Consider the following 25,581-nt stretch of genomic DNA (forward strand, 5'->3'; position numbering starts at 1 on the left):
CCATGAGGAGCCTTGCCATGCCCTTGGATATCACCGTGGAAGACCATGTCGCCACGCTGACGCTGAATCGCCCTGAAGCCATGAACAGCATCGATCCCGAGATGCGCGCGGAACTCCATGCGGCGTGGCGGCGCATCAACGAGGACGACAGCATCCGCGTCGCCGTGCTGACGGGCGCCGGCGACAAGGCGTTCTGCACCGGCTCCGATCTGAAAAAGACGATGCCGCCGAAGGAAAGCTTCGCGGAACTGGCCTTCGGCCGGCCGCATTCGGACCACCTGCTGGAAGGCCTGGACACGGACAAGCCGCTGATCTGCGCGGTGAACGGCTATGCCATGGGCGGCGGGATGGAGATTGCGCTGGCGTGCGATATCCGCATCGCGTCGCCGAACGCGGTATTCGCCTTGTCGGAAGTCCGCATAGGCAGCATTCCCGGCGCCGGGGGAACCCAGCGCCTGCCGCGCGCCGTCGGTGGCTCCAACGCCATGCTGATGTTGCTGACGGGCGACCGCATCGATGCCGCCGAGGCCTTGCGCATCGGCCTGGTCAGCAAGGTAGTGCCCAGCGACGAGCTGCTGCCCGCCGCGCGCGCGATCGCGCGGCGCATCGCCAAGAACGCGCCGCTGTCGGTCCGCGCCATCAAGCGCCTGGTGCACCAGGGCATGGACATGCCGCTGCCGGCTGCGCTGGACCATGAGCGCTATGTCTTTGGCCTGCTGCGCGACACCGAAGATCGCATCGAAGGCCGCCTGGCGTTCCAGGAAAAACGTCCGCCGGTCTACAAGGGCCGTTGAAGCCGAATACAGGAGCATATATGGACTTCGAATTGCCCGACTCGTCGCGCATGGTGCGCGATACCGTGGCGCGCTTCGTCAGCGAGGAGCTCGTCCCGCACGAGGGCCTGATCATCCGGCGGGAAGCCGAGCGCGGCTTCACCGACACGCCGCTCATCCCGCCCGAGCTGGATGCCACCCTGCAAGCCAAGGCGCGCGAGATCGGACTGTGGGGCATCGACGTCCCGGAAGAGTTCGGCGGACAGGACCTCGGCATGCTGACCAAATGCCTGGTCATCGAGCAGTTGAAGCACAGCATCGTGCCCTTCGTCCTGCCGCCGGAGAGCCCCAACCTCTTCATGCTGAAGGCCTTGTGCAAGGGGGCGCAGATCGACCGCTACCTGCTGCCTTATGCGCGCGGCGAAAAGAAAAGCTGCCTGGCCCTGTCCGAACCGGGTGCCGGGTCGGACGCGGCGGCCATCAAGACCCGTGCCGAACGCAAGGACGGCAAGTGGGTGCTGAACGGCACCAAGCTGTGGATCAGCAATGCGCGCCGCGCGGATTTCATGATCGTGATGGCGGTTACCGACCCGAAGGCGGACAAGCGATCCGCATTCACGGCGTTCCTGGTGGACCAGGGTACGCCGGGCCTGACCATTCCGACCTCCTTCCCCATGATCGGCGAGTACCACCCGTACGAGGTAGTGCTCGACAACGTGACGCTGGACGACAGCCAGGTGCTGGGCGAAGTGGGGGCGGGCTTCGGCCCGCTGTCGCAGCGGCTGGGCGTGCGCCGCCTGGAAATCGCTTCCCGCTGCCTGGGCCTGGCCACGCGCTGCCTGAACATGATGATCGAACAGGCCAACACCCGCGTCACCTTCGGCGCGCCCCTGGCCGACCGCCAGGCCGTGCAGTGGTGGATCGCCGACAGCTATCAGGAAATCGAAATGGTGCGGCTGCTCGTATACCAGATGGCCTGGAAAATGGATGAAGGCCGCCAGGACGTGCGGCTGGATGGCTCCATCGTCAAGGTGCAGGGCACGGAGATGATTACCCGCGTGGTGGACCGGGCCATCCAGTTGTTCGGCGGCATGGGGGTGTCGAAGGAATTGCCGCTGGAATACATCTCGCGCATGTGCCGGGTCATGCGCATCGTGGAGGGCCCCAGCGAGGTACACCGCTGGGTGGTCGCGCGCGAACTCCTGCGCGGCGGCTTGCCGTCGGCCTGAAGCGGATGGCGCCCGTGGGCCGCTTTTCCTCCCTGTCTTCCGGCGTGCGCCTGCACGCCGGGGACGATGTGCTGGACATGCTGCCACGCGAAGCGGACCGGCTGGATGCGCGGCGCGCCTTCGTGGTCTGTGGCCACAGCGTGGCCACCCGCACGCCCTTGCTCGACAGGGTCCGCGGCGTGCTGGGCAGCCGCTACGCGGGCGCCTATACCGGCATGCGCAAGGACGCGCCCTTGGACGATGTGCGGCAGGCCGCGGCCGAGGCGCGGGCGCTGGGGGCGGACCTGCTCATCGCCATCGGGGCCGGCAGCGTCCTGAAGGCGACGCGCGTCGTCGCGATCGCGTTGGGCGAGGACCGTCCGCTGGAGGACTTGGCGACACGTTATTCCAGCAATGCACCGCCGGTCAGCCCACGGCTGCTGAAGCCGAAACCGCCGATCTTCAATGTACTGACGGCGCCCACGTCCGCGCAGGATCGGGGCGGAGCGGCCCTACGCCGCGCCGATGGCGGCGCGCGCCTGGAGTTCTTCGACCCCAAGACACGGCCCGTCACGATCTTCTGGGACTCGGCCGCTCTGTTGACCGCGCCGCCGGCGTTGGCCGTGTCGACCGGGCTGGGGGTGTACTGGCGCGCGCTGATGAACGCCGGCGCCATCCGGCAGGCCAACCCCCTGGTGCAGGCCGCGCGCCTGCATGCCTATACCTTGTCGCGGCATGCCTTGCCGTGCCTGGCGGATCCGCTGGACGCGCAGCCGCGCCTGGACATGTGCGCGGCCGCCCTGCTGCAGAACCGCGACGAGGACGACGGCGGGCGTCCCTTCGACGCGCACTGGATCGCGCGCGCTGTCTATGCGCTGGGCGCCGCCTTGTTCAACCGCGTGCCGCGCCTGGACCAGGGTACGGCCCATGCCGTGATGACGGCGCCCGCCATCCGCCAGTTCGCGGCCTTGTGTCCGGACGCCATCGAGCAGATGGGGCAGGCCCTCGGGCTGGCCGGCGCAGCCGCCGCATCGCCCCAGGCGCTGATCGACGGTGTTGGCCGGATCTTCGAACCGCTTGGCGTTCCGCACAAGCTGCAGGGCGTTTCCGAGCTGGATCGCGAACAGGCGCTGGACGCCTCGCTGTTCAATTTCAATGCCGACCGCGCGCGCGAGTTGGCCGGCCACCGCGACCGACTGCGTGCCATCCTGGATGAGGTGACCTAGCCATGCAAAGCAGCAAGACCACGATCCCCTTCAGCGTGTATAGGGGCGGCACCAGCAAGGGGGTATTCCTGCCCAGAACGCATCTGCCTGCGGAGCGCGCCGCACTCGTGCCCTTGCTGCTGGAGATCTTCGGCAGCCCCGATGCGCGGCAGATCGACGGCATGGGCGGCGGTGACAAGCTGACCAGCAAGGCAGCGATCATGGGCGCGCCGACCGTGCCGGACGCCGACATCGATTATCTGTTCGGCCAGGTCGGCATCCGCCATCCCGAGGTCGATTTCAACCTGAACTGCGGAAACCTGACGGCGGCCGCCGCCGCGTATGCCATCCACGAAGGCTATGTCCGGACCCAGGGCGACCGCGCGACGGTGCGCATCCATAACGTCAACACCGGACGCATCATCGTCGCCACCGTGCCGATGCACGATGGCGCCGTCCTGGAGGAAGGCGACTTCGCCATCGGCGGCGTACCCGGCACGGGCGCGCCCATCGACCTGGATTTCCATTGCGCCACGGGCGCCATCACGGGCAGGCTCTTGCCGCTCGGCGCACCGCTGAGCCGCATCGAGGTGCCGGGGCACGGGCCCTTGCAGGTGTCCGTCGTCGACGGTCCCAATCTCATCGTCCTGGTGGCCGCCGAGGACCTGGGCATGACGGGGGTCGAAACGCCCGACGAGATCGACGGCAATCCGGGATTGACGCGGCTGATGCAGGCCATACGCGAGACCGTCGCCCTTCTTACCGGACTGGGCGACTACTGGTACGCGCGCGCGGCTCCCTCGACGCCCATGCTTATCGCGGTGCAGGCGCCACGGTCCTACCGCGCCTACACCACGGGCGAACTCGTGGATGGCCGGGATGTCGACCTGATCTGCCGGCAGTACTCCACGTCGGCGACCAGCAAGGCGCTGGCCGCGACGGTCAGCGCAGCCGTGGGCATGGCCTGCAGCGTGCCGGGCACGTTGGCGGCGCGTTATGTGCGCGGCGGCGGTCAGGGCAGGATACGGCTGGGCCACCCATGCGGCACCATCACGGTCGAAGCCGGCGCGCGCGCCGGGCAGGACGCGGCGGATACCGTCATTACCAGGGCCACCCTGCAGCGAACCGCCCGCCGCATCGCCCGGGGCGAGCTCTTCGTCAGGAACGGGATGGGCGGGAGGTCGCATGCCTGAAGCCAGGACTTCGAATGCAGCGGCGCGGATCGCGCGGTTCTCATGCGGCTTTGCCCCGGAACGGCTGAGCCCGGCGCAGGTGCGGCAGGTTGGCCGCGCCGTGGTGGACACCGTGGGCGTTGCCCTGGCGGGCCGCGCGGAACCGGTATCGGAGGTGGTGTGGCGCTATGTCGCTGGCCGTAGCGGTGGCGCCAGCGGCGCCTTGGCGTGGGGACGCGGCGCCGCACTGCCGGTAGAGGACGCGGCGCTGTACAACGGCGTGGCCGGCCATGTGCTGGACTTCGATGACGTCAACAGCCCGCTGCGCGGCCATCCCAGCATCGCCCTGCTGCCGCCGCTGCTGGCGCTCGCGCAGGCGCGCGGCCTGCACGGCAGCCGGCTGGCCAGCGCCTATGTGGTCGGTTTCGAAGTCATGGTCAGGCTCGCGCGCGCGATGGTCCAGGACCACTACGCCAAGGGCTGGCACGCCACCACGACGCTCGGGGGAATCGGCGCCGCGGTGGCGTGCTGCCATCTGCTGGGGCTTACGGAGGCGAAGACGGTCAATGCCATCGGGCTCGCGGTCGCGCAGGCGTCCGGGTCGCGCATCAATTTCGGCTCCATGGCGAAGTCCTTCCAGGCCGGGCACTGCGGGGCGGGCGCCGTGCGCGCGGCCGTGCTGGCCGAGCTGGGCGCGGATGGCGCGCCCGACGCGCTGGACGGTGCGGAGGGTTTCAGCCACCTATACGGCAAGGGCGAGGACCTTACCCCGGTATTGTCCGACCTGGGACAGCCGGAACTGGAACTGGACCGCAGCGGCATCGAGGTCAAGAAATATCCGATGTGCTATGCCGCCCACCGCTGCATCGACGGCATGCTGGACCTGCGCGACGAGCAGGGCCTGCATGCGGACGCCGTAAGCGCCGTCCATGTGACATCCAATCATCGCGGCATGGTGCCGCTCATCCATGACCACCCGCAAACCGGGCTGGAGGGCAAGTTCAGCATGCAATACGCCATGGCGGCCGCACTGCTGGACGGCCACGTGCGCCTGTCGAGTTTTACCGACGAAGCGGTGCGGCGTCCGGCCGTGCAAAGCCTGATGCGCAAGGTGACGCGCGCGGAGGCAAACGGCGCGCCGACGCCGCGCTGGAACAGGCTCGACATTACCCTGGCGTCCGGCGCGGTCCTGCACAAGGAAATCCGCCAGCTTCGGGGCTCCAGCGCCTGCCCCTTGACCGACGAGGAACTGTGCGCAAAATGGCGCGATTGCCTGCGCTTCGCCGGCGCCGCGGAGGACGGGGATGCCTTCTTCGAGGCCGCCTTCGACCTGGCATCCCTGCCGGTGCGGGACCTTATGCGGCGGCTGCCTGCTCTGGCTTGAGGGTGAACTTCGGCACCCGATACCCATCGGGATGATCGGCATAGACCAGGCGCACCGGCGCATCCAGGCCGATGTCGCCGAGTTCGCCGTGGTCCATGTATGACACCATGATGGGGCCTTCTTCCAGTTGCACGGCAATGACCAGATGCGGCGCCGGGTAGGCGGGCAGGTATTGCCGGTGGAACACGGTCCAGGAAATGATTTTCGCGTTGCCGGAGATCGGCACCCATTCATAGTCCATGCTCAGGCTGACCGGGCACATCGGGCCGGGCGGATAGCGGAACACGCCCGACTCCGGGCAGCGTTGCAGCTTCATTTGGCCTTCTGCAATGCTTTCCCACATGGGGGCATCGTAGGGCGAATAGAGACGGGGCGTCTTGCTCATGGTCGTGGCCTCCTTCAACGTCCATAGATGATGGACATGGCCTTGCCGGCGACGTCCGATACATACTGCACGGCCCGGCAATTGGGCACCTGCCGCTCGCCGAGCCCGCCGCGCACTTGCCGCACGGCCTCGACCTGGTGGCTCCAACCCTGCATATAGGATTCGGACAGATGGCCGCCGTGGGTGTTGACGGGCAGCGCGCCGCCCACCCCGATCCCATTGTCCGCGATGAAGCGCGCCGCCTCGCCGGGCGCGCAGTAGCCGAAGCCTTCCAGCGCGAAGAAAATGTGCGGGCTGAAACTGTCGTAGACCAGCAGGGCGTCGATCTCGTCCGGGCCGATGCCGGCCTGCGCGTACACCTGTTCGGCGGCGCGGCGCTGGGCGGGCAGGTAGAAGTCCATCAACCGCGGTCCCAGGCTGGTGGCGTGGTGGTTCAGGTCGCTGCGGCCCAGGCCCTGGATCATGACTGCCTTGTCCGAGGCCCGGCGCGCGCGGCCGGCTTCCATGATGATGAGTGCGACGCCGCCGTCGTTGATCAGGCAGTAGTCGTTCATGCGCAAGGGCTCGGCGATGTACTTGACCGCCAGGTACTCGTCCAGGCTCAGCGTCTTGCCGCGCATGATGGCGTTGGGATTCAGGTTGGCCCATTGGCGCTGGCCGACCGCGACCTGGCCCAGGTCGCGGTCGGTGATGCCGTGCAGTTCCTTGTAGCGCTGGAACATGAGGGCATACAGGGCGCCCTGCGAGGTTAGCCCCCAGGGGCTGTGATACACGTACGACAGGAAGGCGCCGCCGCCCATGGCTTCGGGGCCGCCGTACTGCACCGCGGCCGAGCGCTGGTCGTTGCCGTACACCAGGGCCACGACCTCGGCCATGCCGGACTTGATCGCCATGACGGCCTGGAAAACGGCCTGCACGGCGTCCGCCTGCCCGCCCCACCGCGGGTCGATATTGAGGATCTCGCCCATGCGTTCGTAGGCCGTGGTGGGGCCGACGATCAGGCCGTCCACGTCGTCGCGTTCAAGCCCCGCGTCCTCCAGCGCGCGCCGGAAGGCGGCGGCGGCATAGCCATAGGAGTCGTGCGGTTTTTCGCCATTGCGCACGCGCCGGTAGTCTTCCACCCAGTCCGTGTGGCCGATGCCGACCACCGCGGAAATCCGCGCTGTACTGGTGTCCAAGGTTGCAGTCGTCACCTCATCGGTCTCCCTTAATGTGGACTCTTTTTGCCGAAGCGAATTAAGCTCGGCTTTATTATGGGCCGGCGGATCGCGATCCGAGGCTTCAGGTTGTCCACAAAGTGAGATTCGATGAAGAGCGAGGAAGTTACGGAGGATGGCCGCACCGGCACGCAGATGGTTCACCGCTGTGCCGCGCTGCTCAAGCTCATCACGGCGGAGAACCGTCGGGGCATGCGCCTGGTGGACCTGTACCAGGCCTCCGGCCTGACGCGGCCTACCACGCACCGTATCCTGCAAGCCCTGGTCACCGAGCGCATCGTGCGCCAGGATGAGCGGTCCAAGAAGTATCACCTGGGCTCTCTGGTCTACGAAATGGGGCTGGCGGCGGCCTCGTCGTTCGACCTGCGCGACGTTTGCCAACCCTTCCTGCAACGGGTCGCGGCGGAGACGGGCGACACCGTGTTCCTGACGATACGGTCCGGCTTCGATGGCGTCTGTGCCGGCCGGGCGGAAGGCGCTTATCCCATCAAGGCCTTCGTGCTGGACGTGGGGCGGCACCGGCCGCTGAACATCGGCGCGGGGTCAGTGGCTTTCCTGAGCGGCCTGCAGGACGACGAGATCGAGCGCATCTACCAGGTCAACAGGAAACGCATCGCGCGCGACTACCCGACGTTCGATGTGAAGCACATGTGGGCGCGCATCGAACATGTGCGCAGCGAAGGGTATCTGATCAACGAGGTCCTGGAAGTGCCCGGCATACGCGCGGTCGCCATGCCCATCTTCGGTCCGCACGGCGCGCCTGTTGGCGCGCTGAGCGTGTCGGCGTTGAAGAAGCGGCTGTCCGGCAATGACCTGCGCCAGAAGGTTGCCGTGCTCACCAAGGCAACCGGGGATATCAAGGCCCAGCTGCACGCCGAGGACAGCCTGGAAGCGAAGCGGTAAGCGGTAAGCGGTACGCGGACGGGCATCGGCGCAGCCGGTCCGCCTTACGCCGCCGCTCCCTCGCGCTGCTGCGTCCACGCCGCGATTTCCGACTTCGTCGCCCACCATACGCCCTGGTGCCCGCGCGCATATTCCAGGCAGCGCCGCAGCGTGGGGATCAGCGTGGGACGGCCCGCCATGTGGGCGTGCAGCGTGATCTCCGTCCACTTGGGCCGGCCCGACCTGCCTTCACGGTACAGCTCGTCGAAGGTGTCCTTGAACCCGTCCCAGATGATGCCGGGCGGATTGCGGCCCCATACCCACATCCACAGGTCGTTGTGGGGGAGGTTGGTGCGCGGCATGATGACGATGGGACCGTGCGCGGTCTGCCGGATGAAGGGCAGGTCGTCGCTGGCATCGTCGGCGTTCCACAGATAGCCTTCCTGCTTGAGGAAGTCCAGGGTGTTGACCGAACCGGCACTGCCGGGGCTGGTCCATCCCAGCGGTGCGCGGCCGGCCGTTTCCGTCAGCACGCGGGTGCAGCGGCGGATCTCTTCCAATTCCGCCGCGGGGTCGTCGTCGCGCATCAGCACGTCGTTGGCCCAGGCATGTCCCGCGATCTCATGGCCGGCCTCGACCAGCGCGCGGATGACATGCGGGTGGCGCTCGGCCGCCAGGCCATTGGTGGAGACATTGCTCCTGATGCCGAACTCGTCCAGCAGGTCCATCAGGCGCCAGATCCCGGCCTTGGCGCCATAGTCCGCATAGCTGAGCGAAAAATGGTCGGTCTTGTTGGCGGTCTTCTCCAGCGTGATCTGGCTGTGGTTCACAAACGATTCGAAGGCCAGGCTGACGGAGACCGCCACGTGTTCGCCGCCCGGCCATTGCCATGCGCGGGGATAGCGGGAAGCGGGTTTGGTCATCGTGATTTCCTTTACTTTCATTCCGGCTGGATACCCGCCTGCCGCAGCAGGTCCGAGTACAGCGCCATGCGGTTGGCCACCTGCTTGTCCAGTACGGAGGGCGGACCACCGGCGATATCCAGCGCCAGCGTGGCAAAGCGGTCGCGGATCTCGGGCTCCTTCAGCACCGCGTTGAAGGCCTCGTTCAGCGTGGCGATCACCGCGCGGGGCGTGTTCGTGGGCGCATAGATGGCGGCCTGGATGCCGCCGTCGAAGTCGTATCCCGGGTAGCCGGATTCGGCGATGGTGGGAAGCTCGGGCAACTGAGGAATGCGCTTCGGGCTGGTGACCGCCAGGCCGCGCAGCTTGCCGCCCTGGATCAGCTCGGCGGCCTGCGGCGGGCCGAGGAAAGCGGCCTGGATCTCGCCCGAATACAAGCCGGCGATGATGGCGCCCGCGCCCTTGTACGGCACATGCAGCATGCGCGCGCCGGTCGCGCGATTGAAGTATTCCCCGGCCAGGTGCAGCAGATTGCCGTTGCCCGCCGACCCATAGGCAACCGAGGCGCCGGGTTTGCGCGACAGATCGACCAGCTCCTGCACCGACCTGGCGGGCACCTGGTTGCCGACGACCAGTACCAGGCCGGCTGAGTTGCCGATGTAGATCACCGAGGTGAAATCGCGCACGGTGTCATAGGGCAGCTTCTTGTACAGGCTGGGATTGATGGTATGGGATGTCGGCGCGAGCAGCAGCATGTAGCCGTCCGGCGCCGCCGTGGCCACCGCGCCGGTGCCGATGATGCCGTTGGCCCCCGCGCGGTTTTCCACCACGATGGGCTGGCCCAGGCGTTGGCCCGCGTGCTGCGCCAGGACGCGCGCGACCATGTCGGTGGGGCCGCCCGGACTGAAGGGCATGATCAGCCGTATCGGACGGTCCGGAAAATCGGCCGCCGCGACCGGCATGGCGAGAAGCGCGGCCATCAGCGCAAAGCAGGTTCCCAGTAATCGCTTCATGGTGTATTCCCCTTGCAGGCGGGCTTGGGCCGCCAGTTCAGCGCACGGCGTCCGCGAACGCGGAAACGATGGCGTGGAAGGCGCCGGGCTCATCCCGGAAGGGCAGGGCGCCCGCCCGGTTGACCAGATGGAAATGCGCCACGGGCTGCCGTTGCGCCAGGATGCGGTACAGCCATACGCCTTGATCCACGGTGGCGGTCGGGTCGTTCGTGCCCCAGACCACCTGCACCGGCGCTGGCACGCCTGCCTCGCGGCACAGCTCGAACAAGCGCGCCTTGGCGCGCGACACGGAGCTATTCCAGGCTCGCCGGGTGGCGGGGTCGGCCATGCGGGCGACCGCTGTCTGCTGCGGGGCCTGTTGCGCGGCGCGCACGCATTCGTCCAGCACCTGGGGTACGTGATGGTGCGAATAGGACAGTCGCTCCAGCGCCCAGCGCTGCGATTCCGGCGAACCCAGGGGCCGCGGCGGATGAGCCAGCGCGACGTTTTCCACGCCGTCGCCGGTGGGCGCCGCGGCCACCGATGACACCACGGTCACTGCGTCGATGTAGCCGGGTCGACGGCAGGCCAGCAGCAGCGCGGCCAGGCCGCCGGTGTCGTGCGCCACCAGGTGGCAGCGGCGCACGCCCGTGGCGCGCACGACGGCGTCGACGTGATCGGCCATGGCTTCGATACCGTACGGCGCGGCGGATGCCTCGCTGCCCCCGAAACCGGGCAGGTCCAGCGCCAGCACCGCGCCATCCCGGGCGAAGCGATCCAGCGCCGGCCCCCAGATGTGGGCGCCGCTGCTGTAGGGGGTCAAGCCGGGCGCGCCGCCGTGCACGAAAAGGGTGACGGCGCCGGTCCCGGCATTGGCGTCGCCGTTGCGTACGACGCGGGCGGCCAGGCCCCCGATTTGCAGCGTGTGGGAATGCAAGGTGGCGGCGGTCCTGGATGCAGTGTTCATGGAGTCCCCCTCACGCCTGCAGGGCGAAGAAGCGCGCGAGCAGGGCGTTGAACTGCGCCGGATGTTCGCGGAACGGGAAATGTCCGGACTCATTGATGACATGGAAATGCGCGTCGCGCTGGTGACGGGACACCATGCGGAATAGCTCCATGCCGCGTTCCAGCACCGCCGTGCGGTCGTTGTAGCCCCATACGACCTGCACCGGGCGCTGCAGCCGGCCTTCGTCCAGCCAGCGCAGCGTCTGCCCCTTTTGCCGGGCCAGTTCGGGCAGGAACACGCGTTCGGCCAGCCCTTCGCCCACCATCTTCTGGACGGTGTGGCGATACTTCTCCAGCGACAGAATCCGCATGACGGCGTCCACCCATTCCTCGGTTACCACGCCGGGGTCGTGGCTGTAGTTTTCGTAGACCCAGCGCACCGCCTCGCGGCTGCCGCGCGCATGCGGCGGGTTGCACAGCACCACTTCGTTGGTGCCTACGCCGGGGCTCAGCGTGCCGCTGTTGACGATGGTCAGCGTGCGCACCGCGTGCGGGTGCTCCAAGGTCAGGCGGGTCGCCGCGTAGCCTCCGCGCGAATGGCCGACCAGGTGCACCGGCGGCAGGTCCAGCGCGCGCAGGAAGCCGGCGGCATGGTCGACCACCGCCTGCATGGTGTAGTCCTCGTCGCGCGTCGGATTGCCGGTTTCGCCCTGGCCGAGCTTGTCGAAGGCGATGGCGCGATAGCCGGCCCCGGCCAATGGCCCCAGATTCAGGTTCCAGGTGTAGGCGCTCGACGCGCCGTCGGCCATGCCGAAATTGCCGCCGTAGATGAAAACGACCGGCTGGCCCGTGCCGGCTTCGAAGTAGCGGGTGGGCACACCGGCCACGTCCACCCAGCGTCCTTCCGGCAAGGCATGGCGCGGGTTCTCACTGGCGGGCGGCGGGACGGGCTGTCTCATGTCGTCGATCCTGAGTCGAGGCCAGGCCAGATTAAGAACGTAGCCGTAAGTCGTCCAATATATAATTGGCACTGCCGTAATGCGGAAAAGGTATTACATGGAACTGCGGCAACTGCGGTATTTCCTGGCCGTTGCGGAAGAACTCAGCTTCACGCGCGCCGCGGCATTGCTGCATGTTTCGCAACCGCCCGTCAGCCGCCAGATCATGCTGCTGGAGGCCGAGATCGGCACACCTTTGTTCGAGCGTTCCAAGCAGTACGTCCGGCTAACCGCTGCCGGCCAGCATTTCTACGAGCAGGCGCGCGCGCTGGTGGCGGCGGCGCAGGCGGCCGTGGCCTCCACGCGGCGCGTGGCGGCGGGCCAGGTCGGCAAGATTTCCCTCGGCCTGGGCGGCACCGCCGCCTATCTGTTTCCCGATGCGCTGGCCTTGTTTCGTCGCCGTCATCCCGAAGTGGAGCTGGTCCTCAACCCGCTCAACCTGGCGTATCACCAGGCGGCGCTCATCGAGGGCAGGATCGACGTAGGCCTGGTCGTGCTGCCCGTCAGCGACGACGACCTGGAAACCCGCCAGCTGACCCGCATGCGGCTTCTGGCGGCCTTGCCCGCGGACCACGCCCTGGCGGCACGCCGCAGGTTGTCGCTGCTCGATCTCGCGGACCAGGACTTCATCATGGTGCCGTGGGCCAAGGGCCGTGGCTTCGGACGCCTGGCGTTGCAAGTTTGCCGGCGCGCGGGCTTCGCTCCCAACGTCGTGCAGGAGGCGGAACCCATGGAATCCGTGCTGGGCATGGTCGCCGCGGGGGCGGGTGTTGCGCTGGTGCCGGAAACCATGGAGAACCTGCATGGGCGCAAGGTTGCGTATCGCCCGATCAGGGAAGACTACGCCGCGGCCGATATCGCGATCGCGTGGCGCAAGGGCGATAGCTCGCCGATACTGCGGGCGTTCCTGGCGTGCTGTCCGGACGGCGCTGCGCCCCGGCGGCGGCGCCCAGCCCGCGCCCATTGAAGGCTGCCCCGCTGGTGCCGGCGGCATGCCGTTGCGTCGCGGCGAAGCCATCGTCGCCCGGACGCATCCTGTTCTAGAATGCGACGGTTCAAACGACCCCAGCCGAACCGATGTCATTCGCTCTTGATTGGCCATGGATGGGAATCGCGCTCGCCGCGATATTCCTCGCGCTGCTTTTGCTCACGGACCGGTTCCGCACCCCCGGCGTCGCGTCCCGGTGGCATGACCCGGCGTGGCTGGCGGTATTCGGGCTGCCGCTATACATGGTTCATCAGTTCGAGGAACACGGCATCGATATGGCGGGCGTGCACTACGCTTTCCGCGGCGGGTTGTGCGACGCGATGGGGTATGCCGATGTGGCGGGCTGTCCCATCCCGCTGTCCTTCATCACGACGGTCAATGTCGGCTCGGTGTGGGGCGCATCGGTGCTGGCCGCCGTCTTCGGGCTCCGAAAACCCCTCATCGCCCTGAGCGCCTACGGCATTCCGCTGGTCAACGCCGTCATGCATGTGGCCGGCGCCCTGAAGGCGCAAGCCTATAACCCCGGACTGCTGACGGCCGTGCTTTTGTTCGTGCCCGCCGGCCTGTGGGCCTTGCGGGTGGGCCTGCGGGCGGGTATCGGCCGGTCCGGCGTCGCCGCGATCCTGGCGGGTGGGGTGCTTACGCACGCGGTACTTATGGGATCGCTGCTGGCCTTTCTGCACGGATGGATCGGCGCCATGCCGCTGGCGGCGATCCAGATCCTGAACATGGGCGCGCCAATCGCGATCGCCCTGCTCGCCGGCAGCGTCGGCGGTGCGCGGCAGGGCTCAGCGGAATTCCCGCAGGCGCGTTGAAGGCGGGATGCCGGGTAGCCCGGCGGTGGTCTCGACCGACGCGCGCGCCTGCGCGCGCTCCGATGCCGATCCGGATCCCGACAACGTTCAGTTCACCGTGATGTTCGCCGACTTGATAACCTGCGACCAGTGCGCGGTGTCCTTCGACACGGTCTCGCCAAGCTGCGCCGGGTTCTGGTAGCTCACGCGCACGCCGGCTTCTTCAGCGGTCTTGATGACCTCGGGCTTTTGCAAGCCCGTCTCCAGCGCCGCGCTGATCTTCTGCACGACGGCGTCGGGCGTGTTGGCCGGGGCGAACAGGGCTACCCACGCGTCCAGCTCGAAACCCGGATAGCCCTGTTCGGCCGCCGTCGGCACGTCGGGAATCATGGGATGGCGCGCCGCGCCCGCGACGGCGATGGCGCGTAGCCTGCCCGTCTGGACATGGCCGATCACCGAAGGCGGCGTCGTCACGAACAACTGCACACGTCCGGACAGGACGTCCTGGATGGCCGGGCCGGAGCCCTTGTACGGTACATGGACCATGTCCGTGCCCGTCATCTGCTTGAACATTTCGGTGCCTACATGGGGGACCGACCCGCTGCCCTGCGAGGCATAGTTGATTTCGCCAGGATGCGCCTTCGCATAGGCGACCAGCTCCTTCAGGTTGTGCACGGGCAACGACGGATGGACAGTCACCACGTGCGGCGCCACCGCGACCATGCCGACCGGCTTGAACGATTCGGCGCTCCAGCGCAGTCCGGTGAACATGGACGGATTGCCAACGTGGTACATGGAGTACGACGCCAGCAGGGTATAGCCGTCGGGCGGGGCCGCGGCCACCAATGCGTAGGCGATGTTGCCGCTGGCGCCCGCGCGGTTGTCGATGACGACGGACTGGCCCAGGGCGCTCGTCAGCGGCTCGCTGGTCAGCCGCGCCGCCAGGTCGACGATGCCGCCCGGCGGAACCGGCACGATGATGGTGATGGGATGGGTGGGGAAATCCTGGGCCGCGGCGAGCGGCGCCAGGAGCGCGAGGGACAGCGCAATCAGTTTGCGGATCATTGCGAGGGCACCTTGGCCATGCTGCGTTAGGGTTATTGTGCGGGTGGCCGGATAGGCCGGAAGCCCGCGTCCGGAGCCGGCGGTGACCGGTTCGGCGGGGCCGGCTCCGGAGCCGGTGATGAGTAGTTTGGGCTCAGCTGGCGGCGGCCAGTTCGGCCCGCACGATCCTCGCGCCCTCCACCATGGCTTTCATCTTGCCGAAGGCCACTTCGCGTGGCAAGTACTTCAGGCCGCAATCCGGCGCGATGATCAGCCGTTCGGCGGGCACGTGGGGCAGGGCGCGCCGGATGCGTGCCGCCACGGTCTCGGCCTGCTCGATCTCGTTGGTCGACAGGTCCAGCACGCCCAGCATGATCTGCTTGTTCGGCAGCGATTCCAGCACCGCGCAGTCCAGGTTCGACTGTGCCGTTTCGATCGAGATCTGGTGTGCCGAGCACGCACACAGCTCGGGCAGGAAGGAGTAGCCCGCCGGCCGGGCATGGATCACGGCGGCATAGCCGAAGCAGATATGCACGGCGGTGCGGCCCTGGATGCCTTCCAGCGCCCGGTTCAGCACCTGGACGCCGTACTCGCGCGCCTTTTCCGGACGGGCCTGCATATAGGGTTCGTCGATCTGCACGACGTCGGCGCCGGCCGCGAAGAGGTCGCGGATCTCGGCGTTGACCGCGTCGGCGTAGTCATATGCCATGTCCGCTTCGTTGCCGTAGAAATCGTTCTGGGCCTGCTGGGACATGGTAAAGGGCCCCGGCACCGTGATCTTGATCTGCCGATCGGTGTGCGCCCGCAGGAATTCCACATCCCGCACCTGGACCGGATGCTTGCGCCGGATCTTGCCAACGACGCGGGGAACGGGATTGGGATGGCCGCTGCGGTCCAGCGCGGTACCCGGATTGTCGATGTCGACGCCTTCGAGTGCGGTGGCGAAGCGGTTGGAATAGCTCTCGCGCCGCATCTCGCCGTCGGTGACGATGTCCAGTCCCGCCGTCTCCTGGTCGCGGATGGCCAGGAGCGTGGCGTCATCCTGCGCCTGCTCCAGCCATTCCGGCGCCACGCGCCACAGTTCCTGGGCGCGTACGCGCGGCGGAAAGCGATCGCCGAGGCGCTTGCGGTCGATCAGCCAATCGGGTTGGGCGTAGGAGCCGACGAGCGTGGTGGGCAGAAGCAGGGACATGGGGAACTCCGGACGGTATGAGGCATAGAGGACAACCTCGCTTTATATGCGATAGAGCATGAATTGAGCGGGGCCTTAACTTGAGCCAAATTTGTGCTGGGCGCCCGCGGCCGGCACGTTGCCGCGGGCGCACCTCGTCCTGCCGGCGGCGCCGACGCGGTATGCGCGTCGCCGCTGGGGTCATCCGGATGGATGACCGCGCTTCAATGGTCCTGCATCAGCAATTGCCGGCCGTTCGGCGGGATATAGGCATGCTGGAAATAGATGGCGTCGCCGTTCTGGTCTGCCGCGACGATATCCAGCCGCACGCCTACCGTGTTGCGGGGCAGCTTCAGGGCCTGCACCACCATGGGCGGCAGCTTGTGGACGCTCATGCGCTCGGTATACGAGGCGGTGGGCTGGCCGTACTTGCGCGACAGCAGGTCCTTGAAGCTGACGCCGTTGAGTTCGGCCGGCGGCACCGACGCGAGTTCGGGGAAACGGATGCTGCAGAAATAGATCTGCACGTACAGCGAGAACTCGTTATTGATGGAGAAGTCGCGGTCGATACAGACGATTTTCTCGCTCTTCAGCAGATCGTCCCAAGGCCCCGCCTGGTCGACCTCATAGCGGCGCAGCACGCTGGTGTATATGGGCAGGATGCCCTCGCCCGTGTCGTCCACGAAGCGGAAATGCTGGAACGGGCCGCCCATCGGGTACTTGCGCTTGGCCACATAGGTGCCCGCGCCATGGCGTCGGATCAGGACACCTTCGTCGACCAGCATCCTCAGGGCTCGCTGCACCGTTCCCAGGCTGAGCCCCGTCGCATCCACCAACTGGTCTTCCGCCGGCAGCTTGTGCCCGGGTTCCCATCGCCCGGCGGCGATTTCCTGGGCGAGCGCATTCTTCAACTGGAGGTATTTGGGCAGGCCGTCCGGGCCGGCAAGGCGAACCTGAGGCAGCGGGTGGGAAGCGGTCTTCGGCATCGCGACAGTTTATCCCCAAGCAATCGGCTGGACCGTGCCCCGGCTGTTGACAGCGGCCGGTGTTTGCCAGACACTAAGTCCTATACAGGACTATAGCACTGTCATCTTTTCACCACGCACGGGGAACCCATGAAGATTGTCGACGTCACCCTCACGCTGTTCGCCTGGGACGATATTCCGCCCACCAGCTATGCCGCCCACACCGGCAAGTTCGCGGGTTCCAGCAAGATCGGCCTGCTGAAGATCGAAACCGACGAGGGCATCAGCGGACACGCCTTCCTGGGCTCCGCCTACTACGGCGGCGACCTGGACGGACCCAACCTCATCAAGTACCTGAAGCCCATCCTGATGGGGCAGAACCCGCTGGATCGCGAACGCCTGCACCAGGCCCTCTGGCGCCGTGCGCGCACGACCACGGTGCGCACCGTCGGCGCCTGCGACGTCGCCTTGTGGGACATTTGCGGCAAGGCGGCGGGCATGCCCATCCATCGCCTGCTCGGTTCCTACCGCGATCGGGTCAAGGCCTACGCCAGCTCCATGATCCTGGACAGTCCCCAGGCCTATGCGGAAGAGGCCCTGCACTACAAATCGCTCAACTGGGCCGCGTACAAGATCCATCCGCCGCACCCCTGGCAGGAGGACATCAAGGTTTGCCAGGCCGTGCGCGAAGCGGTCGGCGACGATTACCTGGTCATGCTCGATGCGGCATGGAGCTACCAGTATCCGGAGGCCGTGCGGGTGGGGCGCGCATTGCAGGACCTGAATTACTACTGGTACGAGGATCCCCTGCACGACGCGGACGTCTACAACTATGTGAAGCTGAAGCAGCAACTGCATATTCCCGTCATGGCCACCGAGTTCCCGGCGGCGGGGCTGGACTCCTATGCCCCCTGGGTGCTGCAGCAGGCCACCGATTTCCTGCGTGGCGACGTGGCCCTGAAGGGCGGCATCACCACCATGATGAAGACCGCGCACCTGGCCGAGTCCTTCCGCATGAATTACGAGGTCCACCATGGCGGGAATTCCCTGAACAACGTGGCCGGCCTGCACGTCATCATGGCCTTGAAGAACACGGAATTCTTCGAGGTGCTGCTGCCCGATGGCGCCCAGAAGTATGGCCTGGTGCAGGACATCCAGGCCGACGCGGATGGCTATGTGTACGCCCCGACCGAACCCGGGCTGGGCGCGGAGATCGACTTCGAGCTGATCAAGCGGAAACAGGTGGCGGTCCTGTCATAGACAGGCGGCCGTCCCACCAGGAAAGCAGATAAGGCCGTCAAGGCCCATAAAGGAGGAAGACATGCGTAGCTTGAAAAATGGCCTTGCGGCCGCCTGCGCGGCGGTATTGACCCTGTACGCGGGCGGCGCAAGCGCCGCCTACCCGGACCACGCCGTCAACATCGTCGTGCCGTTTTCCGCCGGCGGCAGCACCGATATCGTGGCGCGTATCCTGGCCCGCGGCTTGACCAAGGCCATGGGCCAGCCCGTCGTCGTCGAGAACAAGCCGGGCGCCAGCGGGAATATCGCCGGCGACTATGTGGCGCGGTCCGCCCCCGACGGCTATACGCTGTTCATGGGAACGAGCACGTCGATCGCCAACATCGCACTCTTCAAGAAGCTGCCCTTCGATATCCTGGCCGACTTCATCCCCGTCTCCCAGATCGCCCACACGCCGCTGGTTTTGGTCGCCAACAACAGCCTCCCGGTCAACGATGTGGCCGGGCTGATCAGATTGGCCAAGGAAAAGCCCGGACAGCTCAACTATGGCTCCGGTGGGCCGGGAACGTCCCAGCACCTGGGCGGCGTGATGTTCTCCAGCATGGCGAAGGTCCAGATGACCCACGTGCCCTACAAAGGCGCCGCGCCGGCCATGTCGGATCTCATCGGCGGGAACATCCAGGTGATGTTCGCGCCGCTGATCGACGCGCTCGCCTTCATCCGTGGCGGCAAGGTCAAGGCGCTGGGCATCACGACCAGCAAGGCGGCGCCGCAGATTCCGGACGTGCCGCCCATCGCCAAGACCTTGCCGGGCTTTGAAATCGCCACCTGGAACGCGGTGTTCGTACCGGCCGGGACACCGCCGGCGGTGGTCGATGCGCTGTCGCGCAACATCGTGGAGGTAACCCGCAGCGCCGAAATGCGTGAATCGATCGAAACCCAGGGGTCGGAAGCGGTGGGCAGCACGCCCCAGGAATTCAAGGCATTCCTGGACCGGGAGGTGGTGTTGTGGAAAGGGCTGGTGCAGTCTTCCGGCGCGTCGGCGGACTGAGGCTTGAGCAATCCGGGCGGGCATGGCAGCATACGGCGATGCCCGCCTCCCCGCCCGATACTTCCCTGCGCGACCTGGCGCGCCTGCGCCGCGTGCGCGACCGCATCGACCGCGACTACGCCCAGGCGCTGAATGTCGAGGCGCTCGCCCAGGGTATCCATATGTCGGCGGGACACCTCAGCCGGCAGTTCCGCCTGGCCTATGGGGAGTCGGTCTATTCATACCTGATGACTCGCCGCATCGAACGGGCGATGGCCTTGTTGCGCCGGGGCGACCTGAGCGTTACCCAGGTTTGCCTGGAGGTCGGCTGCGCGTCGCTGGGCACCTTCAGTACGCGGTTCACCGAACTGGTCGGCGTGCCGCCCCGTGTCTACCGGCGCGATTACGCGGGCGAGGCGGAAGGTATTCCGTCCTGCATCGCCAGGCAGGTGACGCGGCGCATCCGCAATCAGCCGGTCAGGAATCGAGAAGCGCTCGAAACGGCTGGCGCTTAGACTGTCTTCCTGGTTCCAGGCCAGGGCCGCGACAACCGCGGTCCGCGCCGCTCAACACACCATGGAGACCCGTCATGGGCGTCACGATCCATTCGACTTTCCTGCCTCACACCGATCCGGAGGTTTCGCTGGCCTTCTATCGCGACGCGCTGGACTTCGAGGTCCGCAAGGACGTCGCCTACGCGGACTATCGCTGGATCACCGTCGGGCCCAGGGGCCAGGCCGGCACATCCATCGTCCTGTATCCGCCCAACGCCACGCCCGGCCTGACCGACCAGGAGAAGCGCAGCATCGCCGAGATGATGGCCAAGGGCACTTTCGCGACGCTGCTGCTGGGCGCGACAGACCTGGACGCCACCTTCCGCCGCCTGCGGGAACGGAATGCCGAAATCGTCCAGGAGCCGACCGACCAGCCCTACGGCGTGCGCGATCTCGGCGTGCGGGACCCGGCCGGGAACATGATCCGGATCCAGCAACTGGACTGAAATCGACGGACCGGCTGTCGTGCCGGATTCGCTTCAGTCGGCAATCCAGGAGCCGTGCAATCCGGCGGGTACGCGGCGCGGCAACGCGATGGTGGCGACCGGCTCTCCCGAAAGGTTGCGCGCATCCAGGATAAGAAACAGGCCGGTCTCGCTGCCGGCGTCGTGCACGAAGGTCAGGATATATCCGTCCTCCTCGCGGCTGCCTTGCGGATCGGCCGCGAACACCGGTTCGCATGCGGTCATGCCGGGTGCGAACCGGTGCACGACCTTCTGCCCCGACGCCAGGTCATAGCGGGCGATGGCCTCGAAGGCGCCGGGCTGGGCGGGCTGCTGGGGATAGGGATCGCGCAGGCCCACGTAGCCATAGCGGGCGTTGCGGCCCAGATACGCATCGTTGATCCGCCCGAACTCGCAAGGCCGGTCGTCCAGCACGCGGTCTTCCACGCGCCCCTGGTCGATATGGACGGTCAAGCGATGCAGTTCCAGGCGCTTGGCGGGGGCGCCCAGGGAAAACGACTCGTACCACGGCAGCACGAGTTCGATGCGGCCGTCTTCTTCATATGCGTTCACGATATGCCAATTGAAGAACGGCGGGGCCGATATCCATTTCACCTGCGACGCCTCATGGGCGTCGCGGGGTATCAGCGCGACCCGGGCGCCGCGTCCGGGTTGCCAACTGGCGGGCGGGCCCTTGCCGGAGAAGTCGAACACGAAGGGACCCAGTATGGCGACGACGTAGCGTTGCGTGATGGCGATGTCGTGCACCATGGCCGGCCACGGCGCCGGAAAGGCGACGCGGCGGTCCAGGGTACCGTTACGGCAGGCGCGCAGATAGTGCAGCATGCCGGTGTCGAGGTCGTACTGCACCGATAACAGCTCGCCGGTGACCGGATCGGCCTTGGGATGGGCCGACATCACGTCCGGCAGCGCCCCCTGATAGTCGTACCGGCCCACTGTGGCCAGTTCGCGGTCCATTTCGTAGGGCGCGCCGCCCTCGTACAGGGCGAGATAGCGCCCGCCATGGTGGACGATGTTCGTGTTGGCCAGGTTGGCATGCGGCGGCGCCGAAAACGTCGAATTGAACAGGCGGCGGCCCGCTGCCCGCTCCCGGGCCAGTTCGTCGGTGAGGACCCAGCGGTTGCGGTAGCGCGCCGCGCCGTTGTCGAGGTAGACGGCATGGACCATGCCGGTGCCATCGAAGGGGTAGGCATAGTGCGGGTCCGGCTCGAACTGCGGGTTGGGTCCATTGCGCATGAAGACGCCGTCGAGGCCGTCGGGAATCTTCCCGCGCACCCGCAGGTCCACGTCATTGCGCTCGTCGAACACGGGCTGGTAGGCCCCTGTCAGGAAAGGATTAGGGCTGGTCCATTGCATCGTCGTTCCTCCGAGGGCTCAGGTCCGCAAGTTGCCGGCCGCCGTCCTGGCGCGCATGATCCGCCGGCCCGTCCGCCGCTTGCGCCGTGCCGCCGACCGCGGCCAGCAAGTCGTCCGTGTGGACCATCAATTCACGTACCCGGTACAGCCTCGGATACTGGTCAAGCACCGCCCGCCAACGTGGCGACTGCAGCAACCGATGCCAGACCGGCTCCAGGTTCGCGGCTCCCGCTGGTTGTTTCCGCGCGAGGGCCGCGGCGAATTCCAGGCTGGCGTCCGCGGATAGGAGTTGCATCCGGCTGGCGGCGCCGAGCAGGCGAGGGGGCGTCTCCGCGGGCGCGTCGCAGCAGTAAAGAATCGTTCCAGCCAGGCCGGCCGGGTCCATCGGCAGCGCAGCCAGCGATGCGCCGTTCAGGTTTATTACCCCTTGTCGCGTCTCGAACGGATAGACGGCGGTTTCGTCCGCCTGCGCAAGCAACCGCAGTCCGCGCAGCAGGCGCGGAAGGTCGGTTGTCGCGGCGTCCACGGATGCCTTGGCTTCGACCAGCAGGCACACGTCCCAGCCCGTGGCGGCATCGCGGGCTGTGGGCCGTCTTAGCAGGACAACGTCCCACTCCGTCTTGGCGCGGTCCGGGTCGGCGGGTATCGAAGGCGGTACGCGCATCGACGTGACGACCCGGTATGAGGCTTGGCGCCCGTCCACCTCGTCGAGCCGGCGGGCCAGGGCTTCGAGCGCCCGTGTCGCGGCAGCTTCCACGGCGACGCCGCGCCGCTGCGAGGCCATGCCCTGCGCCGCTGCCGCACGGCTGCCGGAGCGGGGTCCATGCCGTTCCCATAGGCTCAGGTACTGATGCACGGCGTCATCCGACGCCAGCGCCTGCAGACGCCGCAGGCGTTCCAATGCGGGGCTGCCTAGCAGCCGGTTGACGGCCGGTCCCAGGGGCGATTCGTCCGCCATCCCCGGAACGCGCAGGAAACGCTGCGCGGCCTCGTGCACGCTCGACCACGCGTCCCGGGCGCCGGCCGCATGCAGTTGCGCCAGTATGTCCCGCCGTGGACCAGGGGCGGTCCGCTGCTGCTTCGCCGGATGGGCCATCGCGTTGATGGCCGCGCGAACCGTACGGCGATCCTGGCCGGCGTGCGCGGAAAGCGATGCGTATTCCCGCACCGTGGGGACCCGGTGCCGAAGCGCCATGGCCTTGAACGCCTGGTCTCCGGATTCCTCGCGCAGCGCCTCATGGATCAGGCGCGCCAGCGCTTCCGTGAAATCCCGCTTCAGAGCCGTTGCCGGCACTTCACCGCGTTCCGTGGTCCGGCGCGCCTGGTCGATGGCCAGTGCGAGCGCCGTCGCGGCATTGCCGGTTTGCAGGTCCGCACATTCCCGGGGCAGCGGCGCCAGGCGATAGCGGCGCGCAACCCGGCGCAGGATATCGTCCACCAAGGGGTGCGATGACATAAGGCTTCCGGCTGAAGCACACCGTATGCGGCTCCGCGCGACGCAACCGAAGCGGGCCGATGCAGCGGTCCTCGCTGCGGCAAGGTGTCAGCCGCGCCGCGCCGCTTCGATCGCCGCGATGTCGATCTTGGTCATCTTCATCATGGCTTCGAAGGCGCGCTTGGCCGCCGCCTGGTCGGGATCGGTAACCGCGGCCGTCAGGACGCGGGGCGTGATCTGCCACGAGATCCCCCATTTGTCCTGGCACCAGCCGCATACGTTCGCGCGTCCGCCGTTCTCGATGATCGCGTTCCACAAGCGGTCGGTTTCGGCCTGGTCGTCGGTAGCGACCTGGAAGGAGAACGCCTCGTTGTGCTTGATCCCGGGCCCGCCGTTCAAGCCCAGGCAGGGAATGCCCATCACCGTGAATTCGACCGTCAGAACATCGCCTTGCTTGCCGGCCGGATAATCGCCGGGGGCGTGATGAACGGCCTTGACCGCGCTGTCCGGAAAGGTCGCGGCGTAGAAGTTCGCCGCGTCCAGCGCGGTGCCGTCGTACCAGAGACAGATTGTGTTCTTGCTGACCATGTTCGTTCTCCTGGGTTGAGAGAGCTGGGTGCATCCCGGTTGAATCGTATCCGCAAACGGGTTCGGACTGACGGCGGCAATGGATGCGGCGCAGCGCGTCGCGCCCCGGGGCGCGACGCGCTGGAGTCCGCGCCGCGATGCGGCGTCAGGCGGCGGGGCCTTGCGCCCGCAGCCGGCCGATGTAGCCGGACAAGGCCTGCGCATGGCCTTGTTCGGCGCGCAGGCCGACATGGCCATCCGGGCGGACGACCACCAGCACGATATTCGTGACGCCCAGGCTATCGGCCGCCGCGGGCTCCAGGTAGGCATCCGCGTCCGGCACGCTCAAGTTTGCCGTGACGGCGATCATGCGCTCGATCAGGTGCCCGTCGGCAAGCGCCGCCATGTCGCGGCGCATCCGCGCCAATTCCGGCGGCGACGTCGATGCATCGCCGATCAGCAGGGCCGTATGCCCCGGGCGATGCGTGTACCGGTGCAGCCGGTCCGCGCCGCCGTCGGCGCGGCGTACGTCGATCTGGTCAGGCAGCCGGGCGCCGGGCCAGAGCGCGGTGTGCACGTCGCCCATCACCAGGGGCGAGCCGGCGTAGTCGACGTCCAGCTCGGCTTCCGCCACCGCCTCGTGGTGCCGCTGGGCGGAATCCGAGAAAGCCGCGCGTATCGCTGCGTCGCGCTGCCGCCGTTCTTCGGCGGTGCGTATCAATTGCATGGCTTCGGCGGCGTCGCCCTCGGCCATCACCATGTCGGCCACGGGACGCCGTTCGGCGTGATAGCTGTCGAGCAGCGCATCCGGGCAATGTGCGTGGCATACCAGGGCCAGTTTCCAGCCGAGGTTGTATGCGTCCTGCAAGCCGCTGTTCATGCCGTGGCCTTGCGCGGGGCTGCAGGTATGCGCGGCGTCCCCGGCCAGCAGGACGCGGCCCGCGCGGAAGCGCTGCGCCACTTTGGTATGGCAATGGAACCGGGTCGGATGGGAGATGTCGTCGAAGCTGGCGTGGGGCAGATAGCGCTGCAAGGTGGAAAGCGCGTCCGCGATCAGGTCGGAGTCGCTGGCGCTCGGCCTCAGGTACACCCGCCAGCGCTTGTCCGGCAATGCGGTGAGGATGACCGGTATCTCGTCGAGATAGGCGTAATTCGCTTCGAAAGGTTCGGGCCAGTCGCGTATGGCCGCGTCGAACACCGCCCAGGGCTGGCTGATATCGTGGCCATCCTGCTCGATGCCGGCCAGGGCGCGGACGGTGCTGTGGTGACCGTCGCACCCTACCACCCAGCGGGCGCGAATCTGCGACTCGACATCGTGGTGTCGTACGGTGGCCTGCATGCCGTCGCCGCTTTCTTCAAGCCCGATAAGCGTGGTGGCCCGTGTCACTTCGCCGCCGTGGCTGGCAAGGTAATCGGTCAGTATGGCTTCCGTGACCTCTTCCGATATGCCGATATTGAACGGATAGCGGCTTCCGCATAGCGCCAGGTCGATTTCCCCGAGAACTGCGCCGCCGGCATGGATGCGGGCGCGTCGCTGTTTGACGCCTGCCGCGAGTAGCGGCTCCGAAAGCCCCAGGGCGTCCAGGATTTCCAGCGATCGAGGATGCACCACCGTTGCGCGGTCCCACTCCATGGGTTGTTCATGCGCGTCGATAAGCAGGCAATCCACGCCGCGCCGTTGCAATTCGGCCGCCATGAGCAGGCCCGTAGGTCCCGCACCCACCACAAGGACGTCTGTCGCGATCACCATATCTGGTTTGCCCGGCTGTTGGACCCATGCCGTTATACGCGCAGCCGGGCGACGCAGCTAGGGCGGTTTTCCCCATCACCTAAATGGCTAGCGAGAGCCGGACGGGCCAGCGTCCAGTGAAGATGCCCTACCTGTCCAGGCAGTCTATTTCCATCAGGATT

25 protein-coding genes are annotated in these 25,581 nt (G+C 67.1%); 12 read left to right on the top strand and 13 right to left on the bottom strand.

The features are described from left to right. The first annotated feature begins 17 nt into the window (after positions 1 to 17). Genes BAU07_RS03780 through BAU07_RS03800 form a run of 5 tightly spaced genes read left to right on the top strand, consistent with a single transcriptional unit; the run spans position 18 to position 5,742 of the window. Positions 18 to 794 (top strand): enoyl-CoA hydratase/isomerase family protein, encoded by a 777-nt coding sequence (locus tag BAU07_RS03780; RefSeq protein ID WP_066654268.1) that lies wholly within the window; start codon positions 18 to 20, stop codon positions 792 to 794. 20 nt (positions 795 to 814) lie between these two features. Continuing rightward, the gene (locus BAU07_RS03785; protein WP_066654270.1) at positions 815 to 2,002 is read left to right on the top strand and encodes an acyl-CoA dehydrogenase family protein; all 1,188 of its coding nucleotides are present in this window, start codon (positions 815 to 817) and stop codon (positions 2,000 to 2,002) included. 14 nt (positions 2,003 to 2,016) lie between these two features. Further along, on the top strand, positions 2,017 to 3,207 hold the full coding sequence (locus BAU07_RS03790; RefSeq protein WP_198168864.1) for an iron-containing alcohol dehydrogenase: 1,191 nt from the start codon (positions 2,017 to 2,019) through the stop codon (positions 3,205 to 3,207). A 2-nt stretch (positions 3,208 to 3,209) separates the two neighbouring features. Continuing rightward, positions 3,210 to 4,379, top strand: a complete 1,170-nt coding sequence (locus BAU07_RS03795) for a PrpF domain-containing protein (RefSeq protein ID WP_066654273.1) — start codon at positions 3,210 to 3,212, stop codon at positions 4,377 to 4,379. Then, entirely contained in the window at positions 4,372 to 5,742 is a 1,371-nt protein-coding gene (locus BAU07_RS03800) for an MmgE/PrpD family protein (protein WP_066654274.1), read from the top strand. The genes BAU07_RS03795 and BAU07_RS03800 overlap by 8 nt, the downstream gene beginning before the upstream one ends. Here the strand turns inward: BAU07_RS03800 and BAU07_RS03805 are convergent. Then, a complete protein-coding gene (locus BAU07_RS03805) occupies positions 5,714 to 6,127 on the bottom strand; it encodes a Zn-ribbon domain-containing OB-fold protein (RefSeq protein WP_066654276.1) in 414 nt (137 codons plus the stop codon). The two genes, BAU07_RS03800 and BAU07_RS03805, sit on opposite strands and share 29 nt — an antisense overlap. A 14-nt stretch (positions 6,128 to 6,141) precedes the next feature. After that, entirely contained in the window at positions 6,142 to 7,305 is a 1,164-nt protein-coding gene (locus BAU07_RS03810) for a thiolase family protein (RefSeq protein WP_084025273.1), read from the bottom strand. A gap of 129 nt (positions 7,306 to 7,434) precedes the next feature. Here BAU07_RS03810 and BAU07_RS03815 point away from each other — a divergent pair, with 129 nt between their 5' ends. Further along, positions 7,435 to 8,247, top strand: a complete 813-nt coding sequence (locus BAU07_RS03815; protein WP_066654280.1) for an IclR family transcriptional regulator — start codon at positions 7,435 to 7,437, stop codon at positions 8,245 to 8,247. 44 nt (positions 8,248 to 8,291) lie between these two features. Here BAU07_RS03815 and BAU07_RS03820 read toward each other — a convergent pair whose 3' ends face one another. From BAU07_RS03820 to BAU07_RS03835, 4 genes are read right to left on the bottom strand one after another with little or no spacing between them, the layout of a single operon-like run. Further along, positions 8,292 to 9,149, bottom strand: coding sequence for a polysaccharide deacetylase family protein (locus BAU07_RS03820; RefSeq protein ID WP_066654282.1), 858 nt, complete (start codon positions 9,147 to 9,149; stop codon positions 8,292 to 8,294). 17 nt (positions 9,150 to 9,166) lie between these two features. Beyond that, positions 9,167 to 10,141 (bottom strand): Bug family tripartite tricarboxylate transporter substrate binding protein, encoded by a 975-nt coding sequence (locus BAU07_RS03825; RefSeq protein ID WP_066654285.1) that lies wholly within the window; start codon positions 10,139 to 10,141, stop codon positions 9,167 to 9,169. Between the two features lie 37 nt (positions 10,142 to 10,178). Continuing rightward, entirely contained in the window at positions 10,179 to 11,087 is a 909-nt protein-coding gene (locus BAU07_RS03830; protein WP_066654287.1) for an alpha/beta fold hydrolase, read from the bottom strand. 10 nt (positions 11,088 to 11,097) lie between these two features. Further along, positions 11,098 to 12,024 carry an alpha/beta fold hydrolase gene (locus BAU07_RS03835; protein ID WP_066654291.1) on the bottom strand — a complete coding sequence of 309 codons (927 nt, stop codon included), beginning with the start codon at positions 12,022 to 12,024 and terminating at the stop codon, positions 11,098 to 11,100. A gap of 97 nt (positions 12,025 to 12,121) precedes the next feature. Here BAU07_RS03835 and BAU07_RS03840 point away from each other — a divergent pair, with 97 nt between their 5' ends. Both BAU07_RS03840 and BAU07_RS03845 read left to right on the top strand, forming a co-directional pair. Beyond that, complete coding sequence (locus BAU07_RS03840; protein ID WP_066654293.1) at positions 12,122 to 13,030, top strand: LysR family transcriptional regulator; 909 nt, start codon at positions 12,122 to 12,124, stop codon at positions 13,028 to 13,030. Positions 13,031 to 13,140: 110 nt separating this feature from the next. Beyond that, on the top strand, positions 13,141 to 13,866 hold the full coding sequence (locus tag BAU07_RS03845) for an HXXEE domain-containing protein (RefSeq protein ID WP_084025284.1): 726 nt from the start codon (positions 13,141 to 13,143) through the stop codon (positions 13,864 to 13,866). A gap of 87 nt (positions 13,867 to 13,953) precedes the next feature. Here BAU07_RS03845 and BAU07_RS03850 read toward each other — a convergent pair whose 3' ends face one another. From BAU07_RS03850 to BAU07_RS03860, 3 genes are all read right to left on the bottom strand, one after another. After that, positions 13,954 to 14,910 carry a Bug family tripartite tricarboxylate transporter substrate binding protein gene (locus BAU07_RS03850; RefSeq protein ID WP_066654297.1) on the bottom strand — a complete coding sequence of 319 codons (957 nt, stop codon included), beginning with the start codon at positions 14,908 to 14,910 and terminating at the stop codon, positions 13,954 to 13,956. 133 nt (positions 14,911 to 15,043) lie between these two features. Then, positions 15,044 to 16,081 (bottom strand): uroporphyrinogen decarboxylase family protein, encoded by a 1,038-nt coding sequence (locus BAU07_RS03855; protein WP_066654298.1) that lies wholly within the window; start codon positions 16,079 to 16,081, stop codon positions 15,044 to 15,046. Positions 16,082 to 16,284: 203 nt separating this feature from the next. Further along, on the bottom strand, positions 16,285 to 17,046 hold the full coding sequence (locus BAU07_RS03860) for a GntR family transcriptional regulator (RefSeq protein WP_066654299.1): 762 nt from the start codon (positions 17,044 to 17,046) through the stop codon (positions 16,285 to 16,287). A 129-nt stretch (positions 17,047 to 17,175) separates the two neighbouring features. On the opposite strand from BAU07_RS03860, the gene BAU07_RS03865 reads away from it, so the two are divergent. The 4 genes from BAU07_RS03865 (at position 17,176) to BAU07_RS03880 (ending at position 20,294) form a co-directional block, all read left to right on the top strand. Then, on the top strand, positions 17,176 to 18,285 hold the full coding sequence (locus BAU07_RS03865; protein ID WP_066654300.1) for an enolase C-terminal domain-like protein: 1,110 nt from the start codon (positions 17,176 to 17,178) through the stop codon (positions 18,283 to 18,285). Positions 18,286 to 18,346: 61 nt separating this feature from the next. Next, positions 18,347 to 19,315, top strand: a complete 969-nt coding sequence (locus tag BAU07_RS03870) for a Bug family tripartite tricarboxylate transporter substrate binding protein (protein WP_066654301.1) — start codon at positions 18,347 to 18,349, stop codon at positions 19,313 to 19,315. Between the two features lie 38 nt (positions 19,316 to 19,353). After that, positions 19,354 to 19,809, top strand: a complete 456-nt coding sequence (locus BAU07_RS03875; RefSeq protein ID WP_066654303.1) for a helix-turn-helix transcriptional regulator — start codon at positions 19,354 to 19,356, stop codon at positions 19,807 to 19,809. 74 nt (positions 19,810 to 19,883) lie between these two features. After that, positions 19,884 to 20,294 carry a VOC family protein gene (locus BAU07_RS03880; RefSeq protein WP_066654305.1) on the top strand — a complete coding sequence of 137 codons (411 nt, stop codon included), beginning with the start codon at positions 19,884 to 19,886 and terminating at the stop codon, positions 20,292 to 20,294. 33 nt (positions 20,295 to 20,327) lie between these two features. On the opposite strand, the gene BAU07_RS03885 is transcribed toward BAU07_RS03880, so the two are convergent. The 4 genes from BAU07_RS03885 to BAU07_RS03900 all read right to left on the bottom strand — a co-directional run bounded on the left by BAU07_RS03885 (position 20,328) and on the right by BAU07_RS03900 (position 25,420). Beyond that, a complete protein-coding gene (locus BAU07_RS03885; RefSeq protein WP_066654307.1) occupies positions 20,328 to 21,668 on the bottom strand; it encodes a carotenoid oxygenase family protein in 1,341 nt (446 codons plus the stop codon). Further along, entirely contained in the window at positions 21,649 to 23,124 is a 1,476-nt protein-coding gene (locus BAU07_RS03890) for a 3-deoxy-D-arabino-heptulosonate 7-phosphate synthase (RefSeq protein ID WP_066654313.1), read from the bottom strand. The genes BAU07_RS03885 and BAU07_RS03890 overlap by 20 nt, the downstream gene beginning before the upstream one ends. An 87-nt stretch (positions 23,125 to 23,211) precedes the next feature. Further along, a complete protein-coding gene (locus tag BAU07_RS03895) occupies positions 23,212 to 23,691 on the bottom strand; it encodes a VOC family protein (protein ID WP_066654315.1) in 480 nt (159 codons plus the stop codon). A gap of 145 nt (positions 23,692 to 23,836) precedes the next feature. Beyond that, on the bottom strand, positions 23,837 to 25,420 hold the full coding sequence (locus tag BAU07_RS03900; protein ID WP_066654318.1) for an FAD-dependent monooxygenase: 1,584 nt from the start codon (positions 25,418 to 25,420) through the stop codon (positions 23,837 to 23,839). Positions 25,421 to 25,581 lie beyond the last annotated feature (161 nt).

This window comes from Bordetella flabilis (assembly GCF_001676725.1).
Classification (GTDB): Bacteria; Pseudomonadota; Gammaproteobacteria; order Burkholderiales; family Burkholderiaceae_B; genus Bordetella_C; species Bordetella_C flabilis.

Excerpts from the sequence above, each read along its gene's own strand:
- BAU07_RS03780 (WP_066654268.1), top strand. The coding sequence starts at position 18 with ATGCCCTTGGATATCACCGTGGAAGACCATGTCGCCACGCTGACGCTG.
- BAU07_RS03785 (WP_066654270.1), top strand. The coding sequence starts at position 815 with ATGGACTTCGAATTGCCCGACTCGTCGCGCATGGTGCGCGATACCGTG.
- BAU07_RS03795 (WP_066654273.1), top strand. The coding sequence starts at position 3,210 with ATGCAAAGCAGCAAGACCACGATCCCCTTCAGCGTGTATAGGGGCGGC.
- BAU07_RS03800 (WP_066654274.1), top strand. The coding sequence starts at position 4,372 with ATGCCTGAAGCCAGGACTTCGAATGCAGCGGCGCGGATCGCGCGGTTC.
- BAU07_RS03805 (WP_066654276.1), bottom strand. The coding sequence starts at position 6,127 with ATGAGCAAGACGCCCCGTCTCTATTCGCCCTACGATGCCCCCATGTGG.
- BAU07_RS03815 (WP_066654280.1), top strand. The coding sequence starts at position 7,435 with ATGAAGAGCGAGGAAGTTACGGAGGATGGCCGCACCGGCACGCAGATG.
- BAU07_RS03820 (WP_066654282.1), bottom strand. The coding sequence starts at position 9,149 with ATGACCAAACCCGCTTCCCGCTATCCCCGCGCATGGCAATGGCCGGGC.
- BAU07_RS03825 (WP_066654285.1), bottom strand. The coding sequence starts at position 10,141 with ATGAAGCGATTACTGGGAACCTGCTTTGCGCTGATGGCCGCGCTTCTC.
- BAU07_RS03830 (WP_066654287.1), bottom strand. The coding sequence starts at position 11,087 with ATGAACACTGCATCCAGGACCGCCGCCACCTTGCATTCCCACACGCTG.
- BAU07_RS03835 (WP_066654291.1), bottom strand. The coding sequence starts at position 12,024 with ATGAGACAGCCCGTCCCGCCGCCCGCCAGTGAGAACCCGCGCCATGCC.
- BAU07_RS03840 (WP_066654293.1), top strand. The coding sequence starts at position 12,122 with ATGGAACTGCGGCAACTGCGGTATTTCCTGGCCGTTGCGGAAGAACTC.
- BAU07_RS03845 (WP_084025284.1), top strand. The coding sequence starts at position 13,141 with ATGTCATTCGCTCTTGATTGGCCATGGATGGGAATCGCGCTCGCCGCG.
- BAU07_RS03850 (WP_066654297.1), bottom strand. The coding sequence starts at position 14,910 with ATGATCCGCAAACTGATTGCGCTGTCCCTCGCGCTCCTGGCGCCGCTC.
- BAU07_RS03855 (WP_066654298.1), bottom strand. The coding sequence starts at position 16,081 with ATGTCCCTGCTTCTGCCCACCACGCTCGTCGGCTCCTACGCCCAACCC.
- BAU07_RS03860 (WP_066654299.1), bottom strand. The coding sequence starts at position 17,046 with ATGCCGAAGACCGCTTCCCACCCGCTGCCTCAGGTTCGCCTTGCCGGC.
- BAU07_RS03865 (WP_066654300.1), top strand. The coding sequence starts at position 17,176 with ATGAAGATTGTCGACGTCACCCTCACGCTGTTCGCCTGGGACGATATT.
- BAU07_RS03870 (WP_066654301.1), top strand. The coding sequence starts at position 18,347 with ATGCGTAGCTTGAAAAATGGCCTTGCGGCCGCCTGCGCGGCGGTATTG.
- BAU07_RS03875 (WP_066654303.1), top strand. The coding sequence starts at position 19,354 with ATGCCCGCCTCCCCGCCCGATACTTCCCTGCGCGACCTGGCGCGCCTG.
- BAU07_RS03880 (WP_066654305.1), top strand. The coding sequence starts at position 19,884 with ATGGGCGTCACGATCCATTCGACTTTCCTGCCTCACACCGATCCGGAG.
- BAU07_RS03885 (WP_066654307.1), bottom strand. The coding sequence starts at position 21,668 with ATGCAATGGACCAGCCCTAATCCTTTCCTGACAGGGGCCTACCAGCCC.
- BAU07_RS03890 (WP_066654313.1), bottom strand. The coding sequence starts at position 23,124 with ATGTCATCGCACCCCTTGGTGGACGATATCCTGCGCCGGGTTGCGCGC.
- BAU07_RS03895 (WP_066654315.1), bottom strand. The coding sequence starts at position 23,691 with ATGGTCAGCAAGAACACAATCTGTCTCTGGTACGACGGCACCGCGCTG.
- BAU07_RS03900 (WP_066654318.1), bottom strand. The coding sequence starts at position 25,420 with ATGGTGATCGCGACAGACGTCCTTGTGGTGGGTGCGGGACCTACGGGC.